At 58.6% G+C, this 18,603-nt stretch carries 9 protein-coding genes; 6 read left to right on the forward strand and 3 right to left on the reverse strand.

Features of this window, described 5'->3' with window-relative positions; all coding sequences use genetic code 11:
* Positions 1-71 precede the first annotated feature (71 nt).
* On the reverse strand, positions 72-776 hold the full coding sequence (locus ASF29_RS22860; protein ID WP_062452973.1) for a DUF1013 domain-containing protein: 705 nt from the start codon (positions 774-776) through the stop codon (positions 72-74).
* Between the two features lie 234 nt (positions 777-1,010).
* Between ASF29_RS22860 and acs the strand changes: the two genes are divergently transcribed.
* From acs to ASF29_RS24770, 5 genes are all read left to right on the forward strand, one after another.
* Positions 1,011-2,969: an acetate--CoA ligase gene (acs, locus tag ASF29_RS22865; protein ID WP_062452974.1), complete on the forward strand. Its 1,959-nt coding sequence runs from the start codon at positions 1,011-1,013 to the stop codon at positions 2,967-2,969.
* A 159-nt stretch (positions 2,970-3,128) separates the two neighbouring features.
* Positions 3,129-4,025, forward strand: coding sequence for an NAD(P)-dependent oxidoreductase (locus ASF29_RS22870; protein WP_062452975.1), 897 nt, complete (start codon positions 3,129-3,131; stop codon positions 4,023-4,025).
* 161 nt (positions 4,026-4,186) lie between these two features.
* The gene (locus tag ASF29_RS22875) at positions 4,187-5,620 is read left to right on the forward strand and encodes an aldehyde dehydrogenase family protein (RefSeq protein WP_062452976.1); all 1,434 of its coding nucleotides are present in this window, start codon (positions 4,187-4,189) and stop codon (positions 5,618-5,620) included.
* A 116-nt stretch (positions 5,621-5,736) separates the two neighbouring features.
* Complete coding sequence (locus ASF29_RS22880) at positions 5,737-6,714, forward strand: threonine/serine dehydratase (protein WP_062452977.1); 978 nt, start codon at positions 5,737-5,739, stop codon at positions 6,712-6,714.
* A gap of 336 nt (positions 6,715-7,050) precedes the next feature.
* Entirely contained in the window at positions 7,051-7,194 is a 144-nt protein-coding gene (locus tag ASF29_RS24770; RefSeq protein ID WP_200925569.1) for a hypothetical protein, read from the forward strand.
* A 57-nt stretch (positions 7,195-7,251) separates the two neighbouring features.
* On the opposite strand, the gene ASF29_RS22885 is transcribed toward ASF29_RS24770, so the two are convergent.
* Positions 7,252-8,430, reverse strand: a complete 1,179-nt coding sequence (locus tag ASF29_RS22885) for a M20 aminoacylase family protein (protein ID WP_062453142.1) — start codon at positions 8,428-8,430, stop codon at positions 7,252-7,254.
* A gap of 565 nt (positions 8,431-8,995) precedes the next feature.
* Between ASF29_RS22885 and ASF29_RS22890 the strand changes: the two genes are divergently transcribed.
* Positions 8,996-17,488, forward strand: coding sequence for a glucoamylase family protein (locus ASF29_RS22890; protein WP_062452978.1), 8,493 nt, complete (start codon positions 8,996-8,998; stop codon positions 17,486-17,488).
* A gap of 324 nt (positions 17,489-17,812) precedes the next feature.
* On the opposite strand, the gene ASF29_RS22895 is transcribed toward ASF29_RS22890, so the two are convergent.
* Positions 17,813-18,472, reverse strand: a complete 660-nt coding sequence (locus tag ASF29_RS22895) for a YggS family pyridoxal phosphate-dependent enzyme (RefSeq protein ID WP_062452979.1) — start codon at positions 18,470-18,472, stop codon at positions 17,813-17,815.
* Positions 18,473-18,603: the final 131 nt, after the last annotated feature.

The following is an 18,603-nucleotide window of genomic DNA, read 5'->3' on the forward strand; positions in this document are numbered from 1 at the left end:
CTCATGGCATCAGCTCAAACAAAAGCCCCGGTCGATGCCGGGGCTTTTTCGTATCTCGATGGCGATAAAGATCAGTAGTTGTTGTCGTCGTCTTCGTCGTCCTTGCGCGTCGACTTGAGCGAGCTGAGCTTGGCGAAAACGGCGTTGGCGTCGATTTCTTTTTCGTCTTCGCGCTCGTAGTTGAAGCCAAGGCCTTCGGTCGCGGCGGCTGGCTGCAGCGTTGCGTCCAGCTCTTCCTGCGTTGGCAGCGGACGGCCGCGCGATGCACGCTCGACTTCAAGATCGAGATCGATCTGGCTGCAAAGGCCCAGCGTGACCGGGTCCATCGGCGTGAGGTTCGCCGAGTTCCAATGCGTACGGTCCCTGATCTGTTCGATGGTGGACTTGGTGGTGCCGACGAGGCGCGAAATTTGCGCGTCCTTCAATTCGGCGTGATTGCGCACCAGCCACAAAATGGCGTTTGGGCGATCCTGGCGCTTGGAAACCGGCGTATAACGCGGACCACGGCGCTTGGATTCAGGCACGCGAACCTTAGGCTCGGAAAGCTTGATCTTGTGAGCAGGATTGGCTTCGGCGCGCGCGATTTCATCGCGGGAAAGCTGTCCGGTGGAAATAGGGTCGAGACCCTTGATGCCCTGTGCAGCTTCGCCGTCGGCAATAGCCTTGACTTCAAGCGGATGCAGTTTGCAGAACGTCGCAATCTGTTCGAAAGACAGCGCAGTGTTGTCTACCAGCCAGACGGCCGTCGCTTTCGGCATAAGCAATGTTTGAGCCATAGATACAGTCCTTCTGTCCGTCCGCTCCGGGGGGCGCGGGCCGTGGATGTTAACCACTAATTTCCGGGATATGAGCGGTCTATAGCTCCATTGCATCAGAATTGCAATTCTTTGCGAAACAAATGACCTTTGTCTAATTGCCTGAGGTCTCCGAACTGCTATGAATCTGGCACATGACTGGAGATGAGGAGTCTCTGGTATGCCGTCAAGACGCATTGGCCTGAGGAGGAATTCATGTCTGCAAAAATCTATCCAGTTCTGAAATCGGCAAAGACGCGCACGCTGATCGACAATGATCGCTATCTGAAATGGTACGAGCAGAGCGTGGAGGACCCGGATGCATTCTGGGGCAAACATGGCAAGCGGATCGACTGGTTCAAGCCCTACACGAAAGTGAAGAATACATCCTTCAAGGGCAAGGTGCCGATCAAGTGGTTCGAGGACGGCCTGACCAACGTCTCCTACAATTGCATCGACCGTCATCTCAAAACCCACGGAGAGCGCACCGCGATCATCTGGGAGGGCGACAATCCCTATATCGACAAGAAGATCACCTATAATCAGCTTTACGACGCCGTCTGCCGTCTGGCCAATGTGATGAAGAAGCACGGCGTCAAGAAGGGCGACCGCGTCACCATCTATATGCCGATGATTCCAGAGGCTACCTATGCGATGCTGGCCTGTGCGCGTATCGGCGCTGTCCATTCGGTTGTCTTCGGCGGCTTTTCCCCGGATGCGCTGGCAGGCCGCATCGTTGACTGCGAATCGACCTTCGTCATCACCTGTGATGAGGGTGTGCGCGGCGGAAAGCCGATTCCGCTCAAGGAAAACACCGACAAAGCCATTCACATTGCTGCCAAGCAGCATGTCATCGTCAACAAGGTGCTGGTGGTGCGTCGCACCGGCGGCAAGACCAACTGGGCGCCCGGTCGCGACCTCTGGTACCATCAGGAAGTCGCCAGCGTAAAAGGCCATTGCGAGCCAGCAAAGATGAAGGCGGAAGACCCGCTGTTCATTCTCTACACGTCTGGTTCAACCGGCAAGCCGAAGGGCGTGCTGCACGCCACCGGTGGCTATCTGGTCTACGTCTCGATGACGCATGAATATGTCTTCGATTATCAGGATGGCGACATCTACTGGTGCACCGCCGATGTCGGCTGGGTGACAGGGCACTCCTATATCGTCTACGGACCGCTCGCCAATGGTGCGACGACATTGATGTTCGAAGGTGTGCCGAATTTCCCGGATCAGGGTCGCTTCTGGGAAGTCATCGACAAGCATCAAGTCAATATCTTCTATACCGCACCAACCGCATTGCGCTCGCTGATGGGTGCAGGCGACGAATTCGTCAAACGCTCCTCGCGCTCCAGCATTCGACTTCTGGGAACGGTCGGTGAGCCGATCAACCCCGAAGCATGGGAGTGGTATTACCATGTCGTGGGTGAGGATAAGAGCCCGATTGTCGATACATGGTGGCAGACGGAAACCGGCGGGATCCTGATCACACCGCTACCGGGTGCGACCGACCTGAAACCCGGTTCGGCAACCCGTCCATTCTTCGGCGTCCAGCCGCAACTGGTCGATGCCGAGGGCACGGTGCTGGAAGGGGCAGCGGACGGCAATCTGTGCATCGCTGATAGTTGGCCGGGCCAGTCGCGCACGGTCTATGGCGATCACCAGCGTTTCATCGATACCTACTTCTCGACCTACAAGGGTAAATATTTCACCGGCGATGGTTGCCGTCGCGATGAGGACGGCTATTACTGGATCACCGGTCGTGTCGATGACGTGCTGAACGTCTCGGGCCACCGGCTTGGAACGGCGGAAGTGGAATCGGCGCTTGTCTCCCACAATCTGGTCTCGGAAGCAGCCGTGGTGGGGTATCCGCATTCCATCAAGGGTCAGGGCATCTATTGCTATGTCACCCTGATGGCCGGGCATGACGGCGACGATGCCCTGCGCCAGGAGCTGATCAAGCATGTACGCAACGAAATCGGACCCGTGGCAACGCCCGACAAGATCCAGTTTTCCCCCGGCCTGCCGAAAACCCGCTCCGGCAAGATCATGCGCCGCATCCTGCGCAAGATCGCCGAAGACGATTTCGGCGCGCTCGGCGACACATCGACGCTGGCAGATCCAGCCGTTGTCGATGACCTTATCGAAAACCGGCAAAACAAGGCAGAGGCGGCGTAAAAGTCCTGTGTCTCACCCGGCGGCGACAACGCTGCCGGGTGTTTTGATTTTTGGCATGGGCTGAAAACAAATTCGGACGTGCCGAACCAACCCATATTCAAATGACCTTTCAGAGGCAGCGTTAATGTGCACACTGACGCCCATTCGGGAGGACTGCCTATGACCAAAGACAATAGCCGCGTGATCGCCTTTATCGGGACGGGCCTGATGGGCGGGCCCATGGCGCGCAATCTCTTGAAAGCTGGATTTACAGTCCGGGTCTGGAACCGCAGCACCGAAAAGGCGAAGGCGCTGGTGACCGACGGTGCGGTGCTGGCCTCGTCTCCGGCAGACGCCGCCAAGGGGGCCGATGTCGTCATCACCATGTTGAGCGATGGCAAGGCGGTGGGCGACGTGCTGTTCGATAGCGGCGTGGCGCAGGTGCTGGAAAAAGGTGCGGTCGTCATCGACAGCAGTTCGATTGCCCCGCCTATCGCGCGTGACCATTCCGGCAGGCTGAACGAACTCGGCATCGGTCACATCGATGCGCCGGTATCCGGTGGTGTCGTCGGCGCAAGTGCGGGCACGCTGGCCATCATGGCGGGTGGTGATGAGACGCTGGTCGCTAGCTTTTCGGATGTTTTTGCCGCCATGGGCAGGCTGACCTATGTCGGCCCCTCGGGTGCCGGGCAACTCTGCAAGCTGGCCAACCAGCAGATCGTTGCCATTACCATCGGTGCCGTTGCCGAGGCGATGATGCTGGTGGAAGCAGGCGGTGCCTCGCGCGAAGGGTTCCGCAATGCCATTCGCGGCGGTTTTGCCGAAAGCCGGATATTGGAACTGCACGGCGAGCGCATGGTCAAACGCGATTTTGCGCCCGGCGGTCCTTCCAAATTCCAGCTGAAGGATCTGAACGGCGTGCTGGCGACGGCGAAAGACCTGTCGCTGGATTTGCCGCTGACGCAGACGATCACGCAAGAGTTCGATCATTTCGTCGGCGATGGCGGTGCAGATATCGACCATAGTGGCCTCCTTCTGCACCTCGAAAAAATGAACGGTCGGCAGCGATCTTCATAAAATCTGATAATATTATGATATGGTGACTTTTCCAGACAGATAAGATGACATAAGGTCGCGACCAATTTTGCCGCTTATCCGCGCGGCTAGCTTTTGGCCGGTTGGCCTTGGACGAAAGAGGGTGACGAGATGTCGCCGCTCGACATCACAGGGAGCACTTCATGACAGTTCACCAGAATCTTATCAACGGCGAGTGGATCGGCGCCGACACGTCGAAAAACATCAACCCGTCCGACACTAACGAGGTCGTTGGTCTTTATGCGCAGGCAAGCGCAGAAGATGCAAAAGAGGCGATTGCTGCCGCCAAGGCCGCCTTTCCGGCATGGTCGCGATCCGGCATTTTGGAACGCCATGCGATTCTGAAAAAGACCGCTGACGAAATTCTGGCCCGCAAGGAAGAACTCGGCGCGCTTCTGGCCCGTGAAGAGGGCAAGGTTCTGGCCGAAGGTATCGGCGAGACCATCCGCGCCGCGCAAATCTTCGATTTCTTTGCCGGTGAAGCGCTGCGCCTTGCTGGCGAAGTCATTCCCTCTGCCCGCCCGAATATCGGCGTCGAAATCACCCGTGAACCGCTGGGCGTCATCGGCATCATCACGCCATGGAATTTCCCGATTGCCATTCCGGCCTGGAAGATCGCGCCAGCGCTTTGCTACGGCAACAGCATCGTCTTCAAGCCTGCCGATCTGGTTCCGGGCTGCTCCTGGGCGATTGTCGACATTCTCCACCGCGCCGGCCTGCCGAAGGGCGTTCTGAACCTGGTCATGGGTCGCGGCTCTGTCGTCGGTCAGGCCATGCTCGACAGCCCGCATCTGTCCGGCATTACCTTTACCGGCTCCACAGGCACAGGCCAGCGCGTTGCAGCATCTTCGCTGCCATTCAACCGCAAATTCCAGCTGGAAATGGGTGGCAAGAACCCCTTCGTCGTGCTTGACGATGCCGACCTCAACGTTGCCGTGGAAGCGGCGGCCAATTCCGGTTTCTACTCCACCGGACAGCGCTGCACGGCGTCTTCGCGCATCATCGTCACCGAAGGCATTCACGACAGGTTCGTCGCCGCCATGACCGAGCGTCTGGCCAAGATCAATGTTGGCCACGCCATGGATAAGGAAACCCATGTCGGCCCGGTCGTTGATGAAAAGCAGCTGAAGCAGGACACCGATTACATCGAGATCGGCAAAAAGGAAGGCGCCAAGGTTGCCTTCGGTGGCGATCTCGTCAAGCGCGAAACACCCGGCTTCTTCCTTCAGCCGACGCTGTTTACCGAAGCCACCAACAGCATGCGCATTTCGCAGGAAGAAATCTTCGGACCTGTCGCGGCCGTCATCCGCGTCAAGGATTATGACGAGGCGCTGGCCGTTGCCAATGACACGCCATTCGGCCTGTCTTCCGGCATCGCCACCACTAGTCTGAAGCATGCGACCCACTTCAAGCGCAATGCGGAAGCGGGCATGGTGATGGTCAACCTGCCGACCGCAGGCGTGGACTTCCACGTTCCCTTCGGTGGCCGCAAGGCATCCTCCTTCGGCCCGCGTGAGCAGGGCAAATACGCGAGCGAGTTCTTCACCACGGTGAAGACGGCCTATACGCTGGCCTGACATCGGCATCTAAAAAAACGATCCCCGGCACTGTCCGGGGATTTTTTTTGCCTCTTTTCCGGAGGCGATTTCTGCCTATGGTGGGAGCGCAAAACAGGTAGAGAGACAGGGACAGCATGACAGATATTTCGATGATCGAGGCGGCACGCCAGCGTATTGGTTCCGAGGCGGTCCGCACGCCGTTGCTGTCATCGCCCTTTCTGGACGAGATTGCCGGGCGCAGAATTCTGGTAAAGGCCGAATGCCTACAACGCACCGGTTCTTTCAAATTTCGCGGCGGCTGGTCTGCCGTTTCAGGCATTGCCGAGGATGTGCGCCAGCGCGGCGTCATCGCCTTTTCCTCCGGCAACCACGCGCAGGGCGTGGCGCTGGCTGCAGCCTTGCATGGTGTTCCCGCCGTCATCATCATGCCGCAGGATGCGCCGAAGATAAAAATCGACAATACCAAAGCCTACGGGGCCGAAGTCGTCCTGTTCGACCGCTCCAAAGACGACCGCGACGCCATCGGCGCGAAACTTTCGCAGGAGCGAGGCCTGACGCTGATCAAGCCCTTCGATGAACCCCTGGTCATTGCCGGGCAGGGCACGGTGGGTCTAGAAATTGCCGAGCAGGGGCAGGAGCTGGGCATCGATGAGGCCGAGGTTCTGATTCCCTGCGGTGGCGGCGGCCTGACATCGGGCATCGCGCTGGCCCTGGAAGCTAGAGCACCGCGTTACACGGTGCGGACCTGCGAGCCGGAAAAATTCGATGACGTTGCCCGCTCGCTGGCATCGGGCAGAATAGAGCGCAATCAGGCACTGTCAGGTTCGGTCTGCGACGCGATCATCACGCCGCAGCCTGGCAATATCACCTTTCCACTGATGGTGACGCGCTGCGGCAAGGGAATAGCCGTTTCGGAAAACGAGGCTTTGAAAGCCATGGTTCTCGCCTTCCTTAGATTGAAGATCGTCGTGGAGCCCGGTGGAGCGGTTGCGCTCGCCGCAGCGCTCTTTCACCCCAATGAATTCGAAACGGACACGATGATCGCGGTCGCGTCGGGCGGCAATGTCGACCCTGATGTCATGGCGTCAGCCCTGTCGCGTTTTGCGACTTAACCGTCTTCTTTCTCGACAGGCAAACAAGGGCAGCCAGCTGGGTGGCAGCCATAGTTCTGGTTCGGAAACCGGCGCGAAAGGTTCCGACAATCGGGGCCGATGCCTAACACGTTACTCAACCGTTAACATTCGCGTTGAACCGAAGACGCTGCTGCGCGTTATTTCGCCAAGATCGGAAAGATCGATAGGGGTTGGGAGGCCCTCACGATCAGTATTTTTCCCGATTGTGGCAACATATGGAAAATCATCTCTACAGAATAGTCGGAAATAGCGATATTCTAACGTCCATGATCGCAGTGCCGTTCAATCGGCCAAGTGTCAACGAGGGAGGGTTCGATGTCTTATTCCAAAGCCGGAAAAATCAGAGATTTCACGCCATCGCCCGCACCGGTACGCGGTTGGCAAGCAGCACTACACACCGCCATTGTCGGCTTGTGCTTCGCATTCGTCGGTGCCGTCATCTTTGGTCTGGTGCCCTGATCCGCACACACCGACCAAAAAAAGCCCGGTATATCCGGGCTTTTTTGTGAGAGAAATTCACACCTTCAAATAGTCTTCTGCCAGTTCAACCCAAAATGCCGTGCCGATCGGCAGAATATCGTCGTTGAAATCGAACTTGGGGTGATGAAGCGGCGGATCGTTCTCCGTTCGCTGGGTTCCCAGAAAGAAATAGGCGCCAGGACGCTCTTCAAGCATATAGGCGAAATCTTCTGCCCACATGTTTGGCCGTGGCATCTGGCTAATTTTGCCCGCGCCTGAAAATCGCGTCGCCAGATCAATAATGTAGTCGGTTTCCGCCTTGTGATTGACCGTGGGGTTGTAACCGCGCTGATAATCGAGCGTCACCTGCATGCCGTAGCTGGCCGCCTGCCCTTCGGCGATAAGACGGATACGCTTTTCCAATTCGTCGCGGGCGTCGGGATCGAATGAGCGAATTGTCAGCAGCATTTCCGCCGTCTGCGGAATGACGTTGCTGGCCACGCCGGCATGGAAAGCACCGACCGTCACGACGGCTGGAGTCAAAGGATGGATGTTGCGGGAAACGATCGTTTGCAACGCCATGACGATGCTGGCACCAGCAACGATCGGGTCGAGGGCGCTCTGCGGTTCGGCACCATGCCCACCATAACCATTCACGGTGATCTTGCACTCGTCGACGGCGGCCATGATCGGCCCATCCCGCAAGACGAAATGACCAAACGGCAGGTTCGGCTCGTTATGAAGGGCAAAAACGGCATCGCAGGGAAACCGTGTGAATAGGCCGTCATCGATCATGAGCAACGCGCCGCCGAAATTTTCTTCCGCGGGCTGAAAGATCAGGTGAAGCGTGCCATCGAAATTGCGGCGCTCGGCAATGATCTTCGCTGCCCCAAGAAGCATGGCGGTGTGCCCATCGTGGCCACAGGCATGCATGACACCCGGATTCTCGCTCGCATAGTCGGCACCCGTTTCCTCGTGAATTGGCAAGGCGTCGATGTCGGCGCGAATGCCGAGAGAACGCTGGCTGCTGCCGTTGCACAACGTCGCAACCACACCCGTACCGGCCAAACCGCGTGTGACCTCATAACCCATGTCCACCAGCCTGGAGGCGATGAAATCCGACGTCTTGAATTCGGACAAGCCGATTTCCGGATTGCGATGCAGATGATGACGGATCGCCATCACATCCGGCATGTGGTTGGCAAGGGCGGCAACAGGGTCAAGCGATTTCGTCATGGGAAAGTCCGGCATGGTTATGAGGCACTGTATTTTACTGCAGCCTTGCTTAGCAGTGTTGCGCGCTGCTGATAAGCCGCATCCCGAGACGAAACATCGGCTTCAGCTAATCGGCTCCATCACGGCTGGTCTTTAATTCACCCCTCGGCATGGAACGGATAGCGGCTGAACTCATTCCACCCGTGGGCCATTCTGCTGCCAAGCAAAAAGACGTGGACATCGGGGAATTTTCATGACCGAATGCAATACGATCAGTACGGGATGTTTCGCTTCGGGGGAGTACGCGAAACAGGCTCAGACACCACTGCCGCAACTCCGCGCAGGAACAGAATATGCTTCCCAAATGATTGTTTTTCTTGGAGACATGAGTACCCATGCCTAAAAACGCCACGATAGTGGGCAACGACATGTCCTGCAACCATCGTTCGCGGGTCCGCGATGGTTCAGCAAAGGTTCAGGATCGGCACGAAATAAAGCCTTCAAAGTTGTTTCAATTTCGAAAAGCAATCTGAAACAAGTTCCGGTTAGATAGACCAGACCCTCACAGAGTGCAGAATACGAGCCGATGTCATTTCATATTACGCCGACCGCCGCCGCCCGTGATTCCGAAGCAAAGCAGATCGATCACAATGATTCGATCCGTTCCGTCTACTTCACAATAGAGGAGTTGAGGGACTGCGGAGCCGAATTGTCGAAATCGGGAGCAGACGATCTCCCCGGTTTCATGGAGTTCGACTTCTTCGCGCGCCATCGTGAAAACGAAAAGGAAATCCTGCGCGTTTACCGCACCACGGCTGTCGATGCCGAAAACGGCGCGACGATCACGCCTGCTGCGGAATGGCTGCTCGACAATCATTACGTCATCGAAGAAGCCATTCAGGAAGTGCGCCGTGATTTCCCGCGCAAATTCTACCACCAGCTACCGACGGTAAAGATCGGCAATTCGGAAATACCACGCGTCATGGCGCTGGCCTGGCTCTATGTGGCCCATACGCACAGCACGATTTCCCGCGAAAGCATGACGGCACTGGTCGAAGGTTACCAGACGTCGAAGACGCTCCAGATCGGCGAACTCTGGGCCCTCCCCTCGATCCTGCGTTTCGTTCTCATCGAAAATCTGCGCCGTATCTCCATTCGCGTCGAGCGTTCGAGACGCATGCGCCAGCGCGCCAATGAGGTCGTCGATGAGATCATCCGCCTCAACGACGCCGAAGGCTCTGCGGAACTTCTCAAGCAGATCGATTCGCTCGTGGAAGACCCGACCTTCTCGACGCAGTTCCTCTATCGCCTCAGAAACGGTTCGCAGACGTCCGGTTTCGCTCTGAACTGGCTGGAAGAGCGCCTTCGCAGCGCTGGCACGGATGCTGAAAACACCATGATGGCGGAGCATAATCGCCTCGCCTCCGGCAATGTGACGATGGGTAACATCGTTCGAAGCCTGCGTGAGATCGACGATACGGAATGGTCTGTCTGGTTCGAGGAAGTCAGCCATATCGACAAGGTCATGCGCGAGCAGACCGATTACGAGACACTGGATTTCGGATCCCGTAACACCTACCGCAACACCATCGAACTTCTGGCGCGTCGCTCGCCCAAGACTGAAATCGAAGTGGCGCAGGCTGCCGTCGACATGGTGGCAGAAACGGCCAACTCGACTGAAAAGCATCCGCATGCGCCGAATGTCGGAAGTTTTCTGATCGGTCAGCGCCGCAAGGAACTGGAAGAGCGGATCGGTTACAATCCGCTGTTTGCGCAGCGGGTCGTTCGCTTCATGCGCAAGTTTAACTGGCTATCCGTTGCCGTGCCGGTCATTGCCCTGACGGCTCTGGCGATGGCAGCGGTAGGCTGGTTCCTGGCGGATGCAGGCATGCCATGGTACGTCGTGACGGCATTCCTGCTGATGTTTGCGTTGCCGGCATCGGAAGGCGCAACCGGCCTGTTCAACACCGTGGTCACCTTCTTCGTGAAGCCGTTCCGTCTGGTCGGCTACGAGTTCAAGGAAGGCATTCCGCAGGACGCACGCACGCTCGTTGCCGTTCCCTGCATGCTGACGAGCCGCGACAGCGTCGACGAGATGGTTCGCAATCTCGAGGTTCACTATCTCGCCAATCCGCACGGTGAGATCTCCTTCGCACTGATCAGCGACTGGCGCGATGCGCAGTATGAGCAGTCGTCGGAAGACGTCGAGATTCTCGAATATGCCAAGCGCGAAGTCGCCGCATTGTCAGAGCGATATGCGTTCGACGGCAGAACACGTTTCTTCCTTCTGCATCGTCGTCGCCTCTACAATCCTGCAGAAGATTGCTGGATGGGCTGGGAGCGCAAGCGCGGCAAGCTGCATGAGCTGAACATGCTGCTGCGTGGCGACAAGGACACGACCTTCCTCAACGGCGCAAATATGGTGCCTGAGAACGTCAAATACGTCATGACGCTGGATGCCGACACGCGCCTGATGCGCGATGCCGTGACCAAGCTCGTCGGCAAGATGCACCACCCGATCAACCGCCCGGTCCATGACCCGGTGACAGGACGCGTGATCCATGGCTACGGACTGCTTCAGCCGCGCGTGACGCCATCGCTGACGACAGGCAAGGACGCCTCCGTCTTCCAGCGGGTCTTCTCCATCAATCGCGGTATCGACCCTTACGTCTTCACCGTTTCCGATGTCTATCAGGACCTCACCTCCGAAGGCACCTTCACCGGCAAGGGTCTTTATGACGTCGATGCTTTCGAGACCGCCCTGAAGGGCCGGATCGATGAAAATGCCGTTCTCAGCCATGACCTTCTCGAAGGCTCGTTTGCGCGTTGCGCGCTGGTGACGGATGTGGAACTGGTCGAAGACTTCCCGACCCGTTACGAGGTGGAAGTCTCGCGTCAGCATCGCTGGGCGCGTGGCGACTGGCAGCTTCTGCCCTACATCATGGATATGAAGCGTGGCGTGACCGCCATCGGTCGCTGGAAGATGATCGACAACCTGCGCCGCTCGTTGACGCCGATTGCCTGGTTCGTCGCGTCTGTTCTCGGCTGGTACTTCATGGGCCCGCTCGGCGCGCTGATCTGGCAAATCCTGCTGATCTTCTCGCTCTTCGTCGCCCCGACGATCTCACTGCTGTCGGGCCTCGTGCCGCGCTCCACCGATATTGTTCCCCAGGCGCATTTCCATACATTGTGGTCTGAGGTTCGTGCCACCAACGCACAGGTCGCGCTTCGCATCGTCTTCATTGCCGATAGCGCCTGCATGATGGCGGACGCCATCGGTCGTTCGCTCTATCGCCTATTCGTCAGCGGCAAGCTGATGCTGGAATGGCGTACCGCTGCCTCCATTCAGTCCAGCGCACAGGGCACGATCTTCGACTATTATCGCCAGATGTGGCACGCTCCGGTCGTCGCACTTCTGGGCCTGCTGTTTGCGTCTCTTCCGGGCGATAACGCATTCCTCGTCGGCCTGCCTTTTGCGCTCCTTTGGGTCTTTTCCCCCGCCGTTGCATGGTATGTCAGCCAGTCTGCCGAAACCGAAGACCGCCTTTTCGTCTCCGAACACGTGTCGAGCGAGCTGCGCAAGATCGCTCGCCGCACATGGCGCTACTACGAGGCCTTTGTTACCTCGGGTGAAAATTACCTTCCACCTGACAACTATCAGGAAACACCCGAACCCGTCGTCGCCAGCCGTACCTCGCCAACCAATATCGGCGTCTACCTGCTGTCGGTGATCTCGGCGCGCCAGTTCGGCTGGATCAGCTTCTCGGAAACCGTCGAGCGGATGGAAAAGACCATCGAGACGGTCGAGAAGATGGAGAAATATCGCGGCCATCTCTACAACTGGTACCACACGGACACGCTTCAGACGCTTGGTCCAAAATATGTTTCTGCCGTCGACAGCGGCAACCTTGCCGGCCACCTCATTGCCATTTCCTCGGCCTGCCGCCAGTGGGCGGAAGCACCATCGGCGCATCTTCAGGGCAATCTCGATGGCATCGGCGATGTCGCCGGTATCCTTCGCGAAACGCTGAAGGAATTGCCTGACGATCGCAAGAACCTGCGGCCTCTGCACCGCCGTCTGGAGGAGCGCATCATCGGCTTCTCCAACGCCCTTGCCTCGGTCAAGCGCGAGCATGAATTCGCCTCGATCCGTGTCATCAATCTGGCCGTACTGGCCCGTGATATCCAGAAGTTGGCCTCTAACCTCAATCTCGAAGTCAAGTCGGAGCAGAGCGCCGAAGTTACCCGCTGGGCGCAATCGCTCGTCGATTGCTGTGAAGCGCATATTTCCGACAGTGCATTCGATCTCGCCACCATCGATCCGTTGCGTGACCGGTTGAACTCGCTACGCGACCGCAGCCGTAACCTCGCTTTCTCGATGGATTTCGGCTTCCTGTACCGCAAGGACCGTCGCCTTCTGTCGATCGGTTATCGCGTGGACAGCAAGGAGCTGGACGAAGCCTGCTACGACCTTCTGGCGTCGGAATGCCGTCTCACCAGCCTGTTTGCGATTGCCAAGGGCGATCTTCCGACGGAACACTGGTATCGTCTGGGCCGTCAGGTCGTGCCGATTGGCGCGCAGGGTGCGCTGGTGTCCTGGTCCGGTTCGATGTTCGAATATCTGATGCCACCGCTCGTCATGCAGGAGCGTCACGGCGGTATTCTGAACCAGACCAACAATCTGATCGTCAGGGAGCAGATGAACCATGGTCGTCGTCTCGGCACACCATGGGGCATCTCGGAAGCGGCGTTCAACGCCCGCGACCACAATATGAACTATCAGTACACCAACTTCGGTGTACCGACGCTGGGCCTGAAGCGCGGCCTTGGCCAGAACGCCGTCATCGCTCCCTATGCATCGATCCTCGCGTCGCAATACGATCCTGACGCAGCCCTGGAAAACCTGAACAAGCTCCGCAAGCTCGGTGCGCTCGGCCAGTACGGCTTCCACGACGCGGTCGACTTCACGCCGACCCGCGTGCCGGATGGAAAGGTCTGCGCCGTCGTCTATAACTACTATGCCCACCACCATGGCATGTCGATCGCAGCCGTCGCCAACGTCGTACTCGATGGTGTGTTGCGTGAACTGTTCCACGCCGACCCTGTCATCGAAGCAGCAGAACTGCTGCTTCAGGAAAAGGCGCCGCGCGAAGTGCCTGTGATGAGCGCCAAATACGAGCCGGAAACACCCGGTAAGGAACAGGCAGACCTTCTGCGTGCCGAAGTGCGCACCATCGCCGATCCTGCCATCCGCGACCGCGAAGTGGTTTTCCTGTCAAACGGTCACTATTCCACGATTCTGACGGCAACCGGTGCTGGCTATTCCAAGTGGAACGGTCAGGCGATCTCGCGCTGGAAGGCAGACCCGACCGAGGATCGCTGGGGCACATTCCTGTTCCTGCGCGATACGGCTTCAGGTCAATGGTGGAGCGCCACCGCAGAACCACGCGTTGCCGAGGGTGAAAAGACCAAGACGGTCTTTACCGACGACAAGGCCGAGTTCCACAAGACGGTCGGCGACCTGCAAAGCGTGGTCGAATGCATCGTTGCCACCGAACACGATGCCGAAGGCCGCCGCGTGACGCTTCTCAATGTCGGTTCCGAAGACCGCTACATCGAAGTGACCTCCTATATGGAACCGGTCATTGCCAATGATGACGATGACAGCGCCCATCCTCTGTTCTCGCGCATGTTCGTGCAGACCGAAATCGGCAAGCGCGGCGACGTCATCCGCGCCTGGCGCAACAAGCGGTCTCCGGGTGAACCAAGCACGGTCATTGCGCATCTGGCTGCCGACAATGCCGGTCCTGCACGGCCGACCGAATTCGAGACCGACCGCGCCAAGTTCGTTGGCCGTGGCCGTTCTCTGGGTGAGGCCGCAGCCTTCGATGCGGGTGCCGCACTTTCCGGCACGGATGGCTTCACGCTTGATCCGATCCTGTCGCTACGCCGCGTCGTGCGCGTCCCCGCGGGCAAGAAGGTCAGCGTCATCTTCTGGACCATCGCTGCGCCTAGCCGCGAGGAGGTCGATAAGGCCATCGATCGTTATCGTCACCCCGATGCTTTCGCCCATGAACTCGTTCATGCCTGGACCCGGACACAGGTGCAGATGCGTCATGTGGGTGTGACCTCGCAGCAGGCGGCGGCCTTCCAGCATCTGGCGCGCTACCTCGTCTATCCCGACATGCACCTGCGCGCGGATGCCGATACGCTGAAAACGGGTCTCGCCTCCCAGCGCTCGCTTTGGCCGCTGGCGATTTCTGGTGACTTCCCCATCTTCAGTCTTCGCATCAACGATGACATGGACATGGATGTCGCCCGTGAGGCGCTGAGCGCGCACGAATATCTGCGTGCGCGTGGCGTGATCTTCGATCTCGTCATCGTCAACGAACGTGCAGCTTCCTATGCTCAGGACATGCAGCACGCCCTCGACTTCATCTCAGAGGCGCAACGCCGCATCAACCCGGCCGATGGCGGCAGACCCCACGTGTTCTCGGTTCGCCGCGACCTGATGGATGAGGAAACATGGACAGCGCTGCTTGCGGCCTCTCGTGTTGTTCTTCATGTTCGCAACGGCAAGATCGTGGATCAGGTCAATCGCGCCGTCTCGCTGTTTGCCGCCCACCGCGGACCGGAAGGCAGCGAACTGGCCGGGGCACGTCTTCCTGCAAACGTCTTCCCTGTCGCAGAAGCCATCGAAGATGCCCATGATCTCGACTTCTGGAACGGTTTCGGCGGCTTTACCAAGAGCGGCGACGAATATGTCGTGCGTCTTCACGGTGGCCAGTCGACGCCGCAGCCTTGGATCAACGTGATCTCCAACGAGCGCTTCGGTTTCCACATCTCTGCCGAAGGCGCTGGCTTCACTTGGAGCCGCAACTCGCGTGACTACCAGTTGACGCCATGGAGCAACGACCCCGTGACCAACCGTCCCGGTGAAGCGATCTATGTCAGCGATGTCGAAAGCGGCAAATTGCACTCGCCCTTCGCAGCGCTCTCGCGCAACCCGGATGCGGTGTTCGAAACCCGTCACGGCCTTGGATATTCCGTGTTCAGAAGCGTCGATGATGGCTTGGACATCGAAGTCACCCAGACGGTCGATCGCGAAAAGCCGGTCAAGCTTTCGCGCCTCACCGTGCGCAACGTCGGTACGCAGAACCGTCGCCTGAAGACCTATGGCTATGTAGAATGGGTTCTGGGTAACAATGCCCAGAAATCGGCACCTTTCATCCTCAGCAGTCATGATGCGGAAACCGGTGCGCTGTTTGCTTCCAACCCCTACAGCATCGATTACAATGCCCGCACGGCATTCCTTGCTCTGGAAGAACCGGCGAGCAGCTTCACGACCAGCAAACGCGAGTTCATCGGTCGTTATGGTTCGGTACACGCACCACAGGCTGTTGTATCGGGTGCGACCCTGTCGGGCAGCACCGAACTGGATGGCGCGCCTTGCGCCGCCATCATGCAGGAAATCCACCTGAAGCCCGGCGAAGAACGACAGGTCTTGTTCTTCATGGGCGATGCCGATACCGCTGATGAGGCACGCGCCTTGGTCAAGGACATTCGCCAGAGCGACTTCGACGCGGTTCTGAGCGAAAACAAAACCTTCTGGAACGGATTTACCGGCCAGTTGCAGGTGTCCACGCCCGATGCGGGCTTCAACCACATGGTCAATAGCTGGCTGCCCTACCAGGCACTGGCGTGCCGTATCCTTGCGCGCACGGCCTTCTACCAGTCCAGCGGGGCCTTCGGCTTCCGTGACCAGTTGCAGGATACGCTGGCCTTCCTGCTGTACCAGCCGGAACTTGCCCGCGAGCAAATTCTGCGTGCAGCAGGGCGTCAATTCCCTGAAGGCGATGTGCAGCACTGGTGGCTGCCGTTGACGGGTGCCGGTGTCCGCACGACCATTTCCGATGACGTGGTCTGGCTGGGTTACGCCACGCACCAATATATTTCGGCAACCGGCGACAAGGCCATCCTTGACGAAAGCATCCCCTTCCTCAAGGGTCCTGCGCTCACGCCGGGCCAGCACGACGCCTTCTTCCAACCGGAAACCAGCGACAAATCCGCAAGCCTTTACGAGCATGCGGCATTGGCACTGGACCTTGCCATTCATCGCACCGGCGAAAACGGCCTGCCCCTCATTCTGGGCGGCGACTGGAACGACGGCATGAACGGCGTCGGCGTCGGCGGCAAAGGCACGAGCGTCTGGCTCGGCTGGTTCCTTGCGGGCACTCTGCGCGATTTCATCGAGATCGCTGAAGAACGCCGCGATCTCGACCGGGTCGGGAAGTGGAAGACCCATCGCGACAAGCTGCGTGCGGCACTGGAAACAGCGGGCTGGGACGGCGACTATTACCGTCGCGGCTACTTCGATGACGGTACGCCGCTGGGCTCCATTACCAGCGAGGAATGCCGTATCGATTCGCTCGGTCAGAGCTGGAGCGTCCTATCAGGCGAGGGAGAGGAGCAGCGTTCTGCTCAGGCTATGGACGCGGTCCTGAAGGAACTGGTCGACGAGAAGGCGGGCATCATTCGTCTCTTCACTCCGCCATTCAAGCGTTCGCCGCAGAACCCGGGTTACATCAAGGCCTATCCGCCTGGTGTACGCGAAAATGGCGGTCAATATACCCATGCAGCAACATGGGTCGTATTGGCGCTGGCCAAGCTGGGCCGCAACGAGGACGCATGGAAATGCTTCTCGCTGCTGAACCCGGTCAACCACGCGCTCGACCGCCCGTCCTCAGAGACCTACCGTGTGGAGCCCTATGTGGTGACGGCGGATGTCTATGGCGAAGGCGCCTATGCGGGCCGTGGCGGCTGGAGCTGGTATACGGGTTCTGCCGGTTGGCTCTACCGCGCTGCCGTTGAAGGCATCCTCGGCATCACCCGCATCGGCGGCACGCTGCACATCGCACCGTCATTGCCTGAGGCGTGGGATGGCTTCTCCGCCAAGATCACGCTGGATGGCAAGATCCGCGAAGTCGCGGTCAAGCGCACCGCTGGGACGCCAGACATCGAGGTCTCCCTCGATGGCAAGCCCCTGACGGGTAAAGACCGGGCGATCCCGTTCGATTAAGGGTTTGGGGCGTCAGTCCCGACCACTCAGCAAAAAGCCACGGCTCTGGAAAGATGCCGTGGCTTTTCTGTTTGGTAAGCTCTGTCAGGACGCAACATATAGCGGAAGTGACGCTGGCTCGTGACGTTAAGCCTCACCCACCGCCCTCATGTTGAGGTGCTTTGACCGAAGGGCAAAGCCTCGAAGCATCCTTGGTTGGCGCATTCTTTGGCCTCATAGCCCGCAACCCCCGTCCTTCGAGGCCCCTACGGGGCACCTCTCCTTCGACAAGCTCAGGATGATGGATGAGGGTTGCTCCGCTGTGCCCCCTGACCCGAAAAGCGTTCAGCGAGTGCCGAAGATCGCCGAACCGACGCGCACGCTGGTTGCGCCGAATTCGATGGCGGTTTCGAAATCGCCCGACATGCCCATGGAGAGCTTTTCCAGGCCGCATTCCTTGGCGAGCTTCGCCAGAAGCGCGAAATGCGGGCCGGGATACTCGTCCGCGGGCGGAATGCACATCAGGCCTTCGACGTTGAGCTTCAGTTCGTCCCGGCACAGGGTGACGAAGGCCGCCGTTTCGCGTGGGTCGAGACCCGCCTTTTGCGGTTCCAGCCCGGTATTGACCTGCACATAAAACCGAAGCGCCTTGCCCTGCTTCTGGCATTCATCGGCAAGCGCCCGGGCGATCTTTTCACGGTCGATACTCTGGATAACATCGAACAGGGCCACCGCATCGGCAGCCTTGTTGGATTGCAGCGGCCCGATCAGATGGAGTTCGATATCGGACGTCCTTTCCTTAAGCGCCGGCCACTTGCCCTGCGCCTCCTGCACGCGGTTTTCGCCGAAAATGCGCTGGCCGCAATCGATCACCGGCTGGATGGCATCGGCATCGAATGTCTTGGAGACGGCCACGAGGTTGACGCTGCCGGGCTTGCGGCCCGCTTTTTCCGCAACCGTCGCAATGCGCTGGGTGACATCTTCAAGACGCGCTTCGATTTCCATGATCAGACCTTCACTTATATAACGGGCATTTCAACAATGGAGAGGGTTCAGTAGCCGCCACGGGGCTTGATGCCAAGCGCCATTGTCACCATTTGAACGCTGTCGACCAAGATTGCACCATGACCAGCCCT

This window comes from Rhizobium sp. Leaf262 (assembly GCF_001422245.1).
GTDB lineage: Bacteria > Pseudomonadota > Alphaproteobacteria > Rhizobiales > Rhizobiaceae > Agrobacterium.

Bases quoted from the DNA above. Each gene is read 5' to 3' on its own strand.
- ASF29_RS22870 (WP_062452975.1), top strand. From the start codon at position 3,129: ATGACCAAAGACAATAGCCGCGTGATCGCCTTTATCGGGACGGGCCTG.
- ASF29_RS24770 (WP_200925569.1), top strand. From the start codon at position 7,051: ATGTCTTATTCCAAAGCCGGAAAAATCAGAGATTTCACGCCATCGCCC.
- ASF29_RS22895 (WP_062452979.1), bottom strand. From the start codon at position 18,472: ATGGAAATCGAAGCGCGTCTTGAAGATGTCACCCAGCGCATTGCGACG.
- ASF29_RS22890 (WP_062452978.1), top strand. From the start codon at position 8,996: ATGTCATTTCATATTACGCCGACCGCCGCCGCCCGTGATTCCGAAGCA.
- ASF29_RS22885 (WP_062453142.1), bottom strand. From the start codon at position 8,430: ATGACGAAATCGCTTGACCCTGTTGCCGCCCTTGCCAACCACATGCCG.
- ASF29_RS22860 (WP_062452973.1), bottom strand. From the start codon at position 776: ATGGCTCAAACATTGCTTATGCCGAAAGCGACGGCCGTCTGGCTGGTA.
- acs (WP_062452974.1), top strand. From the start codon at position 1,011: ATGTCTGCAAAAATCTATCCAGTTCTGAAATCGGCAAAGACGCGCACG.
- ASF29_RS22875 (WP_062452976.1), top strand. From the start codon at position 4,187: ATGACAGTTCACCAGAATCTTATCAACGGCGAGTGGATCGGCGCCGAC.
- ASF29_RS22880 (WP_062452977.1), top strand. From the start codon at position 5,737: ATGACAGATATTTCGATGATCGAGGCGGCACGCCAGCGTATTGGTTCC.